7 protein-coding genes are annotated in these 16,004 nt (G+C 40.5%); 6 read left to right on the top strand and 1 reads right to left on the bottom strand.

Annotation, left to right across the window (positions count from 1 at the left end):
- Positions 1–69 precede the first annotated feature (69 nt).
- From ACFSUF_RS17545 to ACFSUF_RS17530, 4 genes are all read left to right on the top strand, one after another.
- Positions 70–957, top strand: coding sequence for an ABC transporter permease (locus ACFSUF_RS17545; protein WP_377604842.1), 888 nt, complete (start codon positions 70–72; stop codon positions 955–957).
- A 15-nt stretch (positions 958–972) separates the two neighbouring features.
- On the top strand, positions 973–1,863 hold the full coding sequence (locus ACFSUF_RS17540) for a carbohydrate ABC transporter permease (RefSeq protein ID WP_377604840.1): 891 nt from the start codon (positions 973–975) through the stop codon (positions 1,861–1,863).
- A 43-nt stretch (positions 1,864–1,906) separates the two neighbouring features.
- On the top strand, positions 1,907–3,907 hold the full coding sequence (locus ACFSUF_RS17535; RefSeq protein WP_377604838.1) for an alpha-galactosidase: 2,001 nt from the start codon (positions 1,907–1,909) through the stop codon (positions 3,905–3,907).
- Between the two features lie 175 nt (positions 3,908–4,082).
- Complete coding sequence (locus tag ACFSUF_RS17530) at positions 4,083–4,319, top strand: hypothetical protein (RefSeq protein ID WP_377604835.1); 237 nt, start codon at positions 4,083–4,085, stop codon at positions 4,317–4,319.
- A 688-nt stretch (positions 4,320–5,007) separates the two neighbouring features.
- On the opposite strand, the gene ACFSUF_RS17525 is transcribed toward ACFSUF_RS17530, so the two are convergent.
- On the bottom strand, positions 5,008–7,779 hold the full coding sequence (locus ACFSUF_RS17525) for a DNRLRE domain-containing protein (protein ID WP_377604833.1): 2,772 nt from the start codon (positions 7,777–7,779) through the stop codon (positions 5,008–5,010).
- Positions 7,780–8,329: 550 nt separating this feature from the next.
- Between ACFSUF_RS17525 and ACFSUF_RS17520 the strand changes: the two genes are divergently transcribed.
- Positions 8,330–11,065, top strand: a complete 2,736-nt coding sequence (locus ACFSUF_RS17520) for a DNRLRE domain-containing protein (RefSeq protein WP_377604831.1) — start codon at positions 8,330–8,332, stop codon at positions 11,063–11,065.
- Between the two features lie 60 nt (positions 11,066–11,125).
- A complete protein-coding gene (locus ACFSUF_RS17515; protein ID WP_377604829.1) occupies positions 11,126–16,000 on the top strand; it encodes an RHS repeat-associated core domain-containing protein in 4,875 nt (1,624 codons plus the stop codon).
- Positions 16,001–16,004 lie beyond the last annotated feature (4 nt).

The raw sequence follows: 16,004 nt of genomic DNA, 5'->3' as shown, positions 1-16,004 counted from the left end.
CGGGAAGCGCTGCGCGAAAGTGCCGCGCTTTCCCTTTTCCATCACCACCTTAGGAATCGGGGGATCGCAATGAAAAAAGCAGTATCCATCAACTACCACATCATGATGCTTCCGGCCATCGTACTGCTGGGGATTTTCAGCATCTACCCGCTGTTCGGGCTGATGATCGCCTTTCAGGACTTCAACCCCGGCAAGGGCATCTGGGGTTCGGAGTTCATCGGGCTGGAGAACTTTCAATACATGTTCGAGATTCCGGAAATTAAGCAGGTGTTCGTCAATACGCTGTCGATTGCCGTATTGAAGATTCTTTTTACACAAGTGATCGCACTGGTATTCGCCTTGATGCTGAATGAGATGAAGAATGTGTTTTTCAAAAAGAGTATCCAAACCATTGTCTATCTGCCGCATTTTATTTCCTGGGTTCTGCTCGGGGGTATTGTGATCAATGTGCTGTCGCTCGACGGGATTGTGAATAATACGCTGGCAGGCTTGGGCCTGGACCGGATTTTCTTTTTGGGAAGCAACAACCTGTTTCCGGGAATTCTGGTAGGTTCGCATGTATGGCAGGAATTCGGTTTCTCGGCCATTATTTATCTCGCGGCGCTTACGGGCATCAATCCGAGCTTGTATGAAGCGGCTGCGATCGACGGGGCGACCCGGATGCAACGGCTTACGAACGTGACCCTGCCTGCGATCATGACAACGATTATTCTTCTGCTGACACTGGATTTGCAGAACGTACTCAATGCGGGCTTTGAGCAGATTCTGAATTTGTACAACCCGATGGTGTACGAATCCGGCGATATTATCGACACTTACGTCTACCGGGCTGGGTTAAAAGAGTTCCAATACGAGCTGGCAACGGCAGTTGGGCTGTTGAAGTCGGGCGTTAGCTTTATTTTGATCACGGTATCATACTTTTTGGCTTCGAAGTTTGCGAACTATCGGATTTTTTAGGGAGGGGTGTTGGACATGGTTACAAACTATAGCGCTTCCGAGCGGTTGTTTGACTACTTCATTGTTGCGGTTCTGGTTTTGTGCGGTCTGAGCACCTTGTTTCCGTTAATCCACATCCTGGCCATTTCGTTCAGCGACAAGTCGGCGGTGGCCGGCGGGCTGGTGACGATGTTTCCGGTGCATTTTTCTACGGCATCTTATGAAGCGGTCATCAAGGACGGGGCCTTTTTCCGGGCGTTCTGGGTGTCGGTTCAGCGGGTCGTATTGGGCGTGGGGATTCAGTTTGCGGTTACGATTTTGACGGCTTATGCGCTGTCGCGCTCCTCTTCGGAATTCCGGTCCCGGAATGTGTACATGTGGGTACTGGTGTTTACGATGATGTTCAGCGGCGGGCTGATTCCGTTATATTTAACGATCAAAGAGCTGCATATGCTCGATACGATGTGGGCGTTGGTGCTGCCGTCGGCGGTGCCTGTGTTTAACGTGATCGTGCTGATGAACTTTTTCAAAAACCTGCCGAAAGAGATGGACGAAGCGGGCGTGATCGACGGGGCGGGGCCGTGGCAATTGCTGTGGAAAATTTATCTGCCGCTGTCGCTGCCTTCGCTCGCTACGGTGACACTGTTCAGCTTTGTCGGGCATTGGAATGCGTTTTTTGACGGGATGGTGTTCCTGAACTCTCCTGAGAAAGTGCCGCTGCAAACATACCTCAATCAGATTATCGTCCAGTCGGCTCAGCCTACGACCAATATGACGGTGGATGAAATCGAGCGGATGGCGAAGCTTTCGGATAAAACGGTGAACGCGGCGAAGATTTTAGTGAGCATGCTGCCGATTCTGGTAATCTATCCGTTGTTGCAGCGGTATTTCGTGACGGGGATTACCTTGGGTTCGGTGAAAGAGTAGGTGCCTGAAAGATAGCAGGATGTTGGATATAAAAAGGATGAACATGGGCGAAGGAGCTGGTTATGTGCATCAGATGAACGGATTTGCCGTGGTGGCGAATGACCGGAGATACAGCGAAGCGGAAGGGCTGCAGAGGGTGGAGGAAAGGGCGGTTACGCGGCCGGACGGGGCTTTGGAGATTAAGACCGTGTTCGCCGCAGGAGTCCGGCAAATCCGGGTAGAAAGGTATACGGTACATTATCCGGGATCCGCTGTAGTGGAGCAGTGGCTTGAGATTGTGAACGGGTCCGAAGGCGAGTTGAAGTTGACGCGGATCGATACGGTGCAGGGGACTTTGGCGCCGGGTGCTTATACGCTGGATTATTTCATGAATCATGCCAATGGAACGGAATTTATCCCGGTGACCTGCCCGCTGGAAGGGACGAAGGTGTTGGATTGCACGGCGGGGAGATCTTCTCGTCTGATGCATCCGTGGCTTACGCTGCGCGGCGCAGAGGGTGGCGTATTTGCCTGCTCGGTGGCTTGGTCGGGGAACTGGATTTTGCGTTTGGAGCCTGAGGCGGGGAGCTTGTACCGGTTGAGCGGCGGGCTGCATGATTGGGAGTTTTTCAAAGTGCTGCAGCCGGGCGGCCGGATGGAAAGTGTGCATATACTGTACGCAGAGATGGCGGAAGGCGGCCTGAATGAAATTTCCATTGAGTTCGGACGTTGGGGGAAACAGTTCTGGTACCCGTCCAATGCGATTACGGAGGCGGTCCCTGCCGCTTGGAACCATTGGTGGCCCTATGAGGATTCGGCGATTAACGAGGATGTTTTTAAATCGAATGTAGATGCCGCCGCTGAACTTGGGCTGGAAATTTGTACGCTGGATGCAGGCTGGTTCGGGGAGCCGAATCCGGAATGCAACGACCACCTGGGCTGGAGCGAAAATGTAGACTGGTACCTGAAACGCGGCGACTGGCATAAAATCAACACGATCCGCTTCCCGTCCGGCATTGCCGACTTGTCCGAGTACGTGCACTCCAAAGGGATGAAGTTCGGGATCTGGTGCGAGATTGAGGCGTTGGGTGTGAAGGCCGATTTGGCGGCGCTGCATCCGGAGTATGCCGCGCTGCGCGACGGAGAGCAGCTGGGCTACGTATGCTTCGGCAACCCGGAAGCAAGGCAGTGGGCGTTTGAGACACTGCAGCATTTGATCGTGGATTACAAGGCGGACTGGCTGAAGCTGGACTTCAACCTGGATCCAAAATGCGGCTGCAATCGCACGGACCACGGCCATGGCGACGGGGACGGGCTGTATGAGCATTATATGGGGTATTATCAGGTGCTGACCCGGATTCGGGAGTTGTATCCAGAAGTATATCTGGAAAATTGTTCGTCCGGCGGGCTCCGCATTGACTTGGGATTGGCCAAGCATACGCACGGGGCCTTCCTGAGCGATCCGGATTTTACCCGGCATCACCTGCAGTTGTTCTGGGGAGCTTCGATGATGCTGCATCCTTCGGCTTGTTATCATTTCACATGGTCTCAGACCATTGTTCATTATGACAGCAACGTGGACAAAGATCCGATCAAGCCCGACATGCCGCTGCACAAATTCGACTACATGATCCGAGCGAACATGCTGAACAGCTTCGCTTGCTCCTACCGGCTGCCCGAGCTGCCGGATTGGGCCCAGCGGCGGCTGGGCTACCATATCGGCCTGTACAAAAGCATGCTGCGGAAGTTTGTAGGCGAGGGGGATATGCACCGTCTGACAGGGCCTACGCTCCGCGATGGAACAGGCGAGCAGTGGAATGCCTACTTCTACGTGATGAAGGAGCGTAATGAGGCGGTGCTGTTTATCTTCCGACTGGACGGAGGCGACGACGAGCGGCGGACCTTCCGTCTGCAGGGCCTGAACGAGACGTCCGTCTACGAGCTGATGTACGAGGACGGCGGCGAATACGGCAAAGCCACCGGCCTTGCTTTAATGGAAGAGGGCTTGAGCTTCGAGCTGGAGCCGGAGGCTTCGCAGATTGTTTATGTGCGGAGGATGAGGTAGTTATAGTGTGAAGAACCTAAGGCAAATAATAAGAGTTTGGCATCCTGTTGGGTGACCAAGCTCTTTTTTCTTGGAATGTTAGTATGTATTTTTTCCTTTTACTACATCTCAGTGAGCTTTTCTAAGAATGATATAATGAAGGAAATAAACTACATCTTAGATAGGGGATTACATAATGGAACCTAGATGGCGTATGATACATGATTTTTATTGTATTCTAGCAGAACAAGACGGTGATGTAATATTAGATGAAATCGTGCAGCACTATAATGAGTATAATCTTTGTGCTACTGATAAAGAATTTATTGTAGATATGCATAGTATGGAGCATGATTTTGATGAGTTACTTAAGTTTCAGAGGCGGGTAGATTATTACGGGGATCTCGGATACAATATTTTGCTTTGTGATTGAGTACTCGTGATGACAGGGAATTATTATAAAAGTTGATGACTAGTCCAGTGTTAAAAAATAAGACTAAAGTTAATATTGCTCTGTTTAGTCTAGCTATACTCATTTTATGTATTATCATATGGAATCTAAGCTATGTAAATTGTAAACAAGAGAGACTCTATTATAGAGAAACTGAACACAGCTACTCAAAATGCTGGGCAAACCGCACAATATGCTGCTGAAGAGAGAGTGCTAGTGAAACAACCGAATAGCGCCGCCTATTATGCAGGTAATATGAATGATGTAAAAAATCAAGCTGTGATGCAACAAGAATTGATATCGATCTTAATGAACGATAGTTCCTTGCCGCCCTTTAAGCTAACTCGATTAGGGTTTATCAGATGCAGTCCGTTCAAGTTCAACTGAGTGTACAATTTGTAACTCTTCTGGGGTTCAAAAAGATCTGACTGTAAACCAAACAGTTCCACTAGTACACTTCCAACATGAGTCGGGTCCGTGATGAAGTAAGTATAAGGACGACCTGATAAGAGGCCGCAGGAACAAGTCCCACGGCCTCTTGAGCATGTTTTATTACACAATACGCCTACCCCTTAGCCTTCAAAGCTTCCACTTGTTCCCCTGGTACTTCTACAATCAATTAATACTGCTCTTCTAGTCTGCATGTAAAGGGGCTGCGCTGGTTTCTAAACTAATTACCGACTGTCGTCGTCTTGGATTTAATATTTCCATTTTCGTCATATAGATAAATCGTTTGATAATTCAGATTCATTCGCGCTACGTTCAAGGTGTATTGCGCTGTCGTGCTTGCATTACCGCCGACTCCCACTACCTTGATATAATATTTTTCAGCAGTGCCACTATTGACCTTATAGATAATATCTTCTGCCACACCAGGGCTCCGGGCACCAAAGGCAAGGAGGTTCATATTTTTGTCATAGATGTAGACATCGTAATTAAGTCCCGCCGGAACAGTAAGAAGGACTTCATCTACTCCAGATTGACTTGGGGAATAACTATACCAATCGATGTCGGAACTTGAACTAATTAGTGTACTATAAGGAGTGTTATATAAAACTGGAAAGGAGGCAGATTGTGTGTCATTAGGTTCAAAATTGCTAGGTAATTGGAGATCATTACGATATCTCCATTGCGACCACTCCATGCCATCAGAAACACTGATTCGGAAATCCCATTGGCCATTGGCAAGCGGTGCAGTTGTGAACGATGTTGCTATACCTGAGACACTACCCGAATCAAAATTGACGCTAGCCCAATTATCTTTAGAGCCTTGAACTCTATATGCAGATTGTGTTTGACCATTTGCATCACTGTAAGTCCAAGTAAACGACAGAACATTATCAGGAACAATTTGACCATCTGAGTAGGATGTTATTGATAATGTTGGCAAACTATTCGTCTTAATGTATTTCGAATTTGAAAATGCCGAAATTGCTCCTTTTTTATCTTTGGTCCTAACTCTCCAGCTGTAAGAAACATTTGGTACCAATGTTGAGATTGGTACCGTGTAAGATGATGTGGAAGATGAAACCCAGCCGGAATCTTTTACAAGTGTAGAACCATTATATATTTCAATCTGGTATGCAGACTGAGTATCACCTGCATCAGGATCGGAGAACGACCAATTCAGTGCTGGTGAGGTTCCTGCAATAAGCAGCGGCGAAGTTAATGAATCAGAACCAGGACTTAAATTGCTGGGCTGATTAGGGGGTTGATTATGTTTAATTGTAAAATTGCTAGAAGTACCCCAGTTTCCATAAACCTCGCCATTGCACCCACGTATTCGAATGACTGCATTTGTTGTAGCAGTTACTCCGCTAAAATCATAATTATAACTGACTGTACCGCTATTCGTGAGAGAAATTATATCCGACCAATTTGCCCCGCCATTAGTAGATAATTGAATTTGATACCTAAGAGAAGATTGAACAAACAATGGATCAGTTGACGCATTCCATACAATCGTACTTACACCATCTAAGATTTGTCCATTTGACGGGCTAATTATTACCGGGGCTGTTGGTGGATCGGGTACATAATTGACAACAAGTTGTGGTCTTAGGGAAGCATCAGAATATTCTGAGGTTAATATATTCCAATAACCTGTAGCAGTATTATCTAGATACATTCCATTGTTAGTTACACTCCCATTACTCCATTGTGAGACCAAGCTAGTTACATCAAAATTCCACCAATAATTTGCTTGATCTCTACTTATATTTGTGATTTTTGCAACAGAATTAGACTCATAAATATTAAAAGAATTAACCCAGGTTATCGTGTCTTCTGACCATGCAGAAGTGACGTTATGAACATTTACAGTGCTAAACTCAGCAGGCGGGTAACTAATAGCAAACATATAAAGCTTAAGTTGAGCACTGGTAATTACATGACCTTGGAAGGTATTTATAGGAAATTGAACAAAGAAACCTCTATCTGTACCATCATTTGCATGACCAATAGCAGCAGTAGTATCAGAACCAAAGTTTCTTCCTAGAGAATAATAATAATTACTAATTTCTGCATCCTTACCTGTTCTGCTATCAGGTTGCACTACAACCGTTGGATCAATTTTCAAGGGATATATAAGACCAGTATTTTCATATGAAAAATCAATGTATGTCTTATTACCTTCTCTTCTTAGATGTTGCGAGACATCTCGCCTATTACCTACACTATCTTCAAGCCAAGCTGGTTTTATTACAAACTCTTCTGATGTAAAATTATTAGATAGTTGACCTTTAACTTCAAATGAAAAAGTATGAGGAGCTGCTTCAGATTGAACCACTAGTGTCTCTTTCAATCCGTTTTCTTTTACATCAATCTCCACGTTTGTTTCTCGCCATACACTGTTATATATAATTGAATTTTTATAAACACTTCCTGTCACAGTTGCGGCATCTTGGGGAATGAACGTTAGTTTATCCTGTCCCTTACCAATTGAATACCCTTTACTATAGTCCTTTGGAATTTTTACGTCATAAGGTATTTGCAATGCGCGATAAGATGTTACATTGCGGTCTTTGCTTAGCTTCGTAACACCTTCACGTTGATTGGCAAGTATAAACTGCTTAGATGTAATTGGTCTTGTTGTGTCAATATCTGCTTCGTCAATCAATTTGAGATTGATATCCTGAAACTGTCCGTTAGAATCTTCATAATGCTGAGGAGTTGCAGTTATAACCGCTTTATATGAACCATCCTCTTTTAAATAGACTTTGCTATTTGACGTTCGGTTTTCCACAAGTTCTTTTATAATCTTGTCGTTTCCAGATGGTAAACCAGTATTAGTTTCACTGTAGACTGAATCACTTACAGTAGATTTACTCTGTTTTTGTATTAAACCGGTAGTGCTAGAGTAGGTTAATGGAGCTGCACACACAATAGAAGTAAGTAACGGGAACAATAACAGTGTTGAGACAATGACTTTTGTTTTTTTCATTATTTATTTTTTCTCCCCTACATTTTTTAAAAGGACATCAAATAAAAACAGAAAAATTAGAGTTAACACAGTTTTAAACTATCATTGAGTTATATTTTTAAACCTCCTTGGCGGTTAAAGATAAGAAAGCAAGTTCTAGAATTTACAATACGTTCTCGACATCAAATTTAATTATGCACGCAAATAAAGAAATAGATAGAGGGTTATTTTGTCGAAAATAGCTACTTTCTGTCGAAAGAGATATTACGATATTAGCGAAGCGGATAGTAGTTTTCTTATCTCTGTAAATGTGGAAAGCACTTCAGGCATCGTAGATTGTTTATATGCGGAGGATGAGGTAAACAGAGGCAGCCAGGGTTGATCCCAGGCTGCTATTTTGGTCTTAAAGAATAATTTGTTAATTAAAGCTAAATACATATTTATTAACAAAAAAATCTAGTGTATATTTATGAAATAAAATAGAAAGGAAGGACGCTAAATTTCTGGTATATTTGTATTTAAAAGGAAATAAAGGGTTTTTATAGTTTGCGAGAAGAGGTGCGTTAAAACAATGTCCTTAAAAGTTAAATTGCTTACTTGGTTTGTGGTAATTTTATTTGTAAACTTTAGTTTATCACAGTTCTTAATACCTTCTGCTTATGCGATAAGGCTAGGGCAAAAATCAAAGTCAAACGAGATTGTTGGGGGTAAGAAACCAAATAAAAATATAATTGGAGTAGAGAAGAGAACTTTAAACAGTACACATTATCGCCTTTCTGATGGGTCTGTTGTTGCTGAAATCTCATCTAGACCACAAAACTATTTGGATCATAATGGAATTTGGCAGCCTATTAAAGCCACTTTGGTTGATGAAGCAGAATTGGGTTCATTAGCTGTTCCTGTTTCACAGCTAATGTCTAAAACTATTAACGAGCTGGTCTATAAGGACAAAGAAAATAGACTTGATATCAATCAAACAAATTTCAGGGGACCTCAAGTTCCATTTGATGTAATACTCCCCAAAAAAATTAAAAAAGGTTATTCTATCAGTAATGGGACAGAATATGTTAAGTTTACGCCTTTAGGAGCAAATAATGTTACAGCATCAGTTTACAAGGATACTGTAGATACCATTGAATATCAGGAAGCATGGAATAACACTGATCTACAGTTAACACTATTGGATATGGGTCTTAAGGAAACGATTATACTTAAGAATGAGAAGGCCCCTTTGTCTTACAAATTCCAGGTGGATGGGGAAATTGAAAAATTACAAAGTTTAGAAATACAATCTCCGTGGCTGATTGATGCAAATGGAACAAAAAAAGATGTTACTTTGAAGCTTGAAAAAGATATTGGTAAACAGTATATGGAACTTATTATAGATCCTACAGATTTGAAATACCCTATCGTTGTAGATCCAACTGTATTAACAAAAAATCCTTCACAGGATTATTACTGCAACCCCAGTTACTGTGATAACGGTTCGGATGGGAATTTATATTTAGGTTCAAATAATGGATCAAGTAGTGACTCAGATGAAGATTATTTTCAATTCGATTTAGCATCAATACCGGCTAATAGTAAGATAAATAATGCAACTATGGGTCTATATATTTACCAAGGCTATACTGATAATTCTATCAGTGGCGCGGCATATCTGGTTACCTCACCTTGGAGTCAGACGAATAAAACTCCTACTACAAGGCCTACAACGGACTCTACAAATCCAATTATTGTGTCTACAGGTCCTTATGGAACGGTCCTTAATTCTGTGACTAGGCCAGGTTGGATGACTGTTGATCTATCCTCATTTGTTCAATTATGGTCAAATGGAAGACCAAACTATGGTGTGAAGGTGACATTAGGAGCAGGATATCAAAGTACCAAAAATATCTATAGTTCCGAATACACTGATTCTAGATATCGTCCATACTTAACTGTTAACTATGAAAGCATGCCCCAAGGTCCTGTGGTTACTAGTCCAAATGGTAACGAAAAAATAGATACACTGTTCAATATTAGTTGGAATGCTGCCATTGATGCAGATACTGTGCAATCTCAGCTTAAGTATCATGTTCAGCTATCACAGGATGGAGGAGCAAATTGGACTGATATCATAGCATTAACTAATGCAGGCCAAACGCAATTAAGCTACGATTTTAGTTCAAAGGCTAATTCTAACAATAACTTGATTCGAGTTAGAGCTTTTGATGGTGTGCAATTCGGACCTTGGGACCAGTCAAATAGCGTATTTACTATTGCTCACAATCAGGCACCCAATATACCTACATATATTTCTCCCGGTTCTGCAAATCCAACAACACCGACTATAATATCACTCAATCCTGTACTTAACTGGACTTTTACTGATCCTGATGCTGGTAACACACAATCGGCTTACCAAATACAGATTAAAAATGGCAGTACTGTTATTCATGATTCAGGTTGGGTAACGTCCTCTGCAAATTCGTATACTGTACCGGGTTCAGTGCTAACAAGAGGTACCACATATAATTGGACAGTTCGAACTAAAGATAATGCAGGTGCTATTTCCGGTTTTATGGCACCATATTATTTCAAGATTAATAATTTACCTGCAGCCTCAATTTCCTCATATACTGATGGCCAACAATTAAGTGATAATATCCTTACCTTTAACTGGGTTTATAGTGATTCCAATTCTCAGACACAAAACAAATACCAAATTCTCGGCACTCAGAATAACTGGAATACCATCGCCTATAATTCAGGGATATTGAATGGCAATGCTACATCCTTAACAACTAGCCCACTTGCGAGTGGGACATGGAGCTTCAAACTACTTGTATTTGATGGTTTAGAGTGGTCCAATGCAGCGTTCCGAAATAATTTGACATTACCTAACGCATTTGAGCCTAATGATACTAATGCTCAAGCCTTCCCAATTAACTACAATCAGACTTATACATCATTAATTAATTCTAGTTCGGACGTTGATTTTTTTAAATTTACACCAACTGCTAGTGAAATCAATAGGTTAACTCTTAATGTGCCGTCTGGGCTTAATTACGATTTGTATATTTATAATTCCTCTATGCAACTAATCACGGCTGGTGTACAAGGAACTGCTATTACAGAGAATCAACTATTTGATGTAACTTCAGGAAACACATACTACATCAAAATTGTCGGTGTAGGAGGGAATAACAGCATTACTAGTACGTATTCCTTCACTTTAACTCCAATAAGTGCTCAGTATCAAACAACTTACCAATATGATAGCAACGGTAATATTACAAACAAAACTACAGTAGTTATTCGTTAATACATTTTGAGGCAGCCCTAAGAATTAGAGCTGCCTTTATACGGAGGTAAGTTCAATCTAATGAAAGCGATACATAAGTCTATAGTATTTACTATTTTAATATCAATATTTATTACGCTTTTTCCCCTAGGACAAATAAGCTATGCGATTCCAGGGAACACAACTAATAAGCAAGATTCTAGTGAGTTAAAAACAGCAGAATCTAAACGTAAGAATTTGACTAAACTATTTGGAGTCTCTGAAGAGGAAATTCAATATGCCCTTGATAGAGGCTTTACTTTGGAACAAATTGAAAGAGTCCTGTCTGATAAGAGATCAAAAAATAAAAATTTAAATGAGCTTGTAGATACTATTCCTCACATTGTTAATAACTCTAAAAAGGCCAAGGGTACAATCAAATCCGAGCTAGGATCTGCATCTTATGCCACAACATTTAGCTCCTTAGCCAGTGCCTCTGCAATTCCAGATTTTAGTTATGTTAAAACTAAACCTGACGAAGCACCGTTCTCTGTTGTACTTGATCAGGAAGTAGTATCAACACTATCTGGATCATTAACATTAAGAGCTGGTGATCTTTCCCTGCCGGGTAGAAATGGATTGGGTTTTACTCTAACAAGAGTTTATGACAGCAACTCCTCTCAATTCAACCAAATGATCGTTAGTGGAGGAGGTAATGATAATCAGCTGCCATTAGAAGAGAAGCTGTTTCCGATAGGTAAAGGTTGGAGTTGGGATATTTCGTATCTAGAAATTAATGAATCGGGGAAGTTTCTTCATTTAGCGGGTTCTGGAGTATTCAAAATAGATTCTAGTAATAAGTTAACTGGATATCCTTGGTTGGATCTTACATTTACTGCAGATACAACAGTCAACGTAAATGGTATCGCATCCGCTTATGTATTAAAATCTGTGCAGCTTATTAATCAGTACTTTAGTGCTGAAGGTCAGTTACTACAGATATCTGATGCCTATGGTAATAAAGTTACATTTACTTACAGTAACAATACTAAATATGGAACTGTTTTAACTGGAATAACAGATTCTATTGGTAATACAATTAGTATCACCTATGAAGATACATCGGTTAGGTTGAATGCTGGTTCTAGAACTGTTATTTATTATAAGTCTCTTCAAAATGGTAAAGAAGTATTAAGCCAAGTTATTGACCCCATTGGTCGATCAACTGCATATGATTATACATTGAAAAATGCTCAATTTAATTTACTGGGAACCACGCCTATTACAGATAATCCTTATGCACTATTAACTGGCGTAACATATCCCACAGGGGCAAAAGCTGTTTATACCTATGAAGCTAATCCTGTCACAAGGTATATTGGGACTAACTCTGTTAATCAAGTGTACAGAATAAAAGCTCGTGAAAATCAAATTTTTAAATCAGATGGTTCTATAGATACTTACAACTACAAGGATATTACTTATCCTTCAAGTGATATCGGTAGCTCTTATAATACTGATTTTACTTTTTCAGTAACTATTAATGACGGACTTAAAGCTTCAACATACTATAACGATAAAGATTACATTGATGATACTTCACCACCGGTCTTTTATAATACAAAAATAATTGAGAATGCAATTTATAACGCAAAGACTTACACCAAAACTATAGATTACGGATATGATCGCGCCAGAAAATGGCCTGTACCAGTTACAACTGTGATTACTAATTCCCAATCAGATACGACTTCGACATATGTAATAAATTCAAGTAATCAATACGACGATTATGGCAATATCGTTCAGAGTGTAGACCCGATAGGAGGCATAAGTACATTTACCTTTGATCCAACAACTCATTTGCTTATGACTGTAGCCAAACAGGTGAATGGAAATCAGCAGTGGCAATATACTCAATACACTCGAAATGTTCAAGGAACAGTAACAAAAGAACAGGTTTACGGCGGTACATCCGCAGGACCAAGTGGTAATCCACTTCGGGAAACAACATATGAAAATATTGATGTAACAACAGGTAATGTCGGCCAAATAAGAGTGAAAAATGGTTCACCTTATGACACCGTGACTGTTATTGAATATGCCGATACCTATCAAAAGGCTTATCCAACTAAAACATCAACTACAGTTCATGATATTGACGGCAATATTTCAACAATTGTAAAGGAATATAAGCTCGATGTTTCAACAGGTAAATTACTCGAATTAATCGATGGTAATTTAAATAAAACTAGTTACTCCTATGATGCAGTGGGGAGACTGACTTCAGTATTAAACAACACCGATGGTAGTACAACAAAAGTTCAATATAACGATTTTCTTAACAAACAAACTATTATTGACGAAGAAGGTATTCAAACTGTAACGAATTGGAACCCTCTTGGTTGGAAAGTAGATGAGGGTATAAATGAACAAGGGAATTATAAATCAAAAAACAAAGTCGGTTATGATGTTAAGGGAAGGCTAGTATGGAACGAAGATGCTCTGGGCAATAGAACCTATTATGAGTACGATCAGTGGAGTCGTCAAAATGTTGTTAGATATTCTGACGGAGTATCTTTTGAAAAATATATTATTGACGACATCAATAATACAAAAACGGCAATTTCCCCTGAGAATTATGGAAGAAAATCTTATTACGATAAACTTGGAAGAGAAACCAAACAAGAAGAAACAACTAGTACGGGAAAAACAACAATTTTATTTACTAAAACATATGATAACCTAGGGCAAACCCTAAATGTCACAGATAGTGTAACACCTCAGAACATAACCACCTATGGTTATGATGAGCTGGGTCAATTAACTAGTGTTAAAGTAAACGTGGCTGGAATACCACAAATCACATCATATAACTATAATTTAATGGGTAATATTGTAAGGGTTACATACCCAGATAATAATATCACTACGAAAAGTTATGATGAAATGGGACGACTCTTAAAAACTGAAATAGTCGCAGTAACAGGAAAAAATAATATAGAAAAATATTATTATGATAATAATAGTAACCAAGTGAAGTTTATTGATCGCAATAACAATAGATTTAAATACACATATGATGGTCGTAATTTTTTAAGGAAAAAAGAAATTGTCGATAGTGCATGGAATGCGATCTTAGGCGAGGAGACAATTTCATTCGGATACAACCTAACTGGTAAAAGAAAAACCATGACAGACAGCACAGGAACTACAAAATATGGTTATAGCTCCACAACAGGTCTCTTAGAAGCTGTAACATTTCCTGATGATCACGAAATCAAATATGATTATGATCCTAATCACAATAGAAGGAGCATGAATGGACCTTTCGAAAGCAACATATATTACCATTACGATTCCCTTAATCGGTTAGATATTGTAGCTACATCTAATGATTTTAGTAATGATTATGTAGCTAAATATCAACACTACCGAGATGGTATGCTTAAGCAGATTACACAACGCAATGGTGTTAATTCTGTCTATACTTATGATGGATTAAGTATGAATACACTGGAAGTAAAGAAGTCAGATGGAACCATAATGAGTAACTATTCATACAGTTATGATAACAATAAGAATATAAAAACAATAACAGAGAACGCTCAAACGGATAGTTTTAATTATGATGAGCTTAATCGCCTAAAGAATACTACACTTTTCAATCAATCGTATACTTATGATTCTCGCGGAAACCGTAAAAGTATGGTTGCCAGTAAAACGTTCGATCGCCCAGACGGAATAACCGCATATGATAAGCGGGATAGGTTAATAAGTGTTACTAAATCAACTGGCGGTGTTGTAAGCTATAAGTATAACGGTGATGGTTTATTGTGGGAGAGAACCGAAAGTGGAGTAACAAAAAGGTTTTATTGGGACGGCTCGAATATTATTGCAGAAGCAACCGTTAACGGCAGCGAAGAAACTTTGGAAGCGAGATATATAAGAGGTAAAGGACTGATTGCAAGAGAAGATAGCCAAGGAAAATCATATTATGTACAAAATGGACATGGTGATACTGTTAATCTCATGGATGAAACAGGAATGACAAAACTCAATGAATACAAATATGATAGCTTTGGTAATATGTCTTACATGAATGAAACCATAGCACAGCCTTTTAAATATTCTGGAGAAATGTACGATTCCTCGGTGGGGTTACAGTATTTAAGAGCTAGGTGGTATGATCCGAGTATTGGGCGGTTTATTGGTGTGGATGCGTATGGGGGGCAAATTGCTAACCCTTTGACACAGAATTTATATACGTATGTCCACAATAATCCATTACGTTGGCTAGATCCAACAGGTCACTGGATTGAAGGACTTGACAATCAACTATCCTCAGCTGATCAAAAGATAATTCGGCAACTGACTGGTGACTGGAAAAATGCTAAAACTAAAGCACTTAAAGATAATATACATGCAACTGCCAATCGAATAAGAATGGCTCACTTTATCTCTAAAGCAAACGACATTAGAGAAGAAGTAAACGATGATTTTATCGATGCTATCGATGATTATGTTCCTAACATAAAGTCTATTTCGAAAAAGGGAGTTCAAAAGGTATTCAAGTCTCTTATAGACGATTCTGATGAAACTTGGGTTTTTAGATTCGCCGACTCTCATGATGCAAAGAGCTATACCCCAGCAAATAAGGGTACTAGTTTAGCGGGTGGTAGAGTTAAGCCTGCAACGGATAAATCACTTTCAATGAGTGTCAATTTTAGATACGGCTCGTGGGCAACAACAAAAGAAGCTATAAATGATACTGGATTATTTTATGCTTATATAGATAACGAGGAAACTGGTCATGTCTCCGTGAGTCCGACAGTTGCTGCTCAAACGGCATTTGGCTCAATGGCAGAATGGCGAAATAGCTACAGTACTGCTAATGACGGAGCACATTTCTATACCTCGGTTCTAATGACAATTAGTGTGCCTGTTGATATTAATTATTTCTTATTCATAAAATAAGAGA

The organism is Paenibacillus gansuensis (assembly GCF_042684925.1).
Lineage (GTDB): Bacteria > Bacillota > Bacilli > Paenibacillales > DY6 > Paenibacillus_N > Paenibacillus_N gansuensis.
The sequence above is the reverse complement of the archived record's forward strand: the minus strand, read 5'-3'. Positions and strand labels throughout refer to the sequence as shown.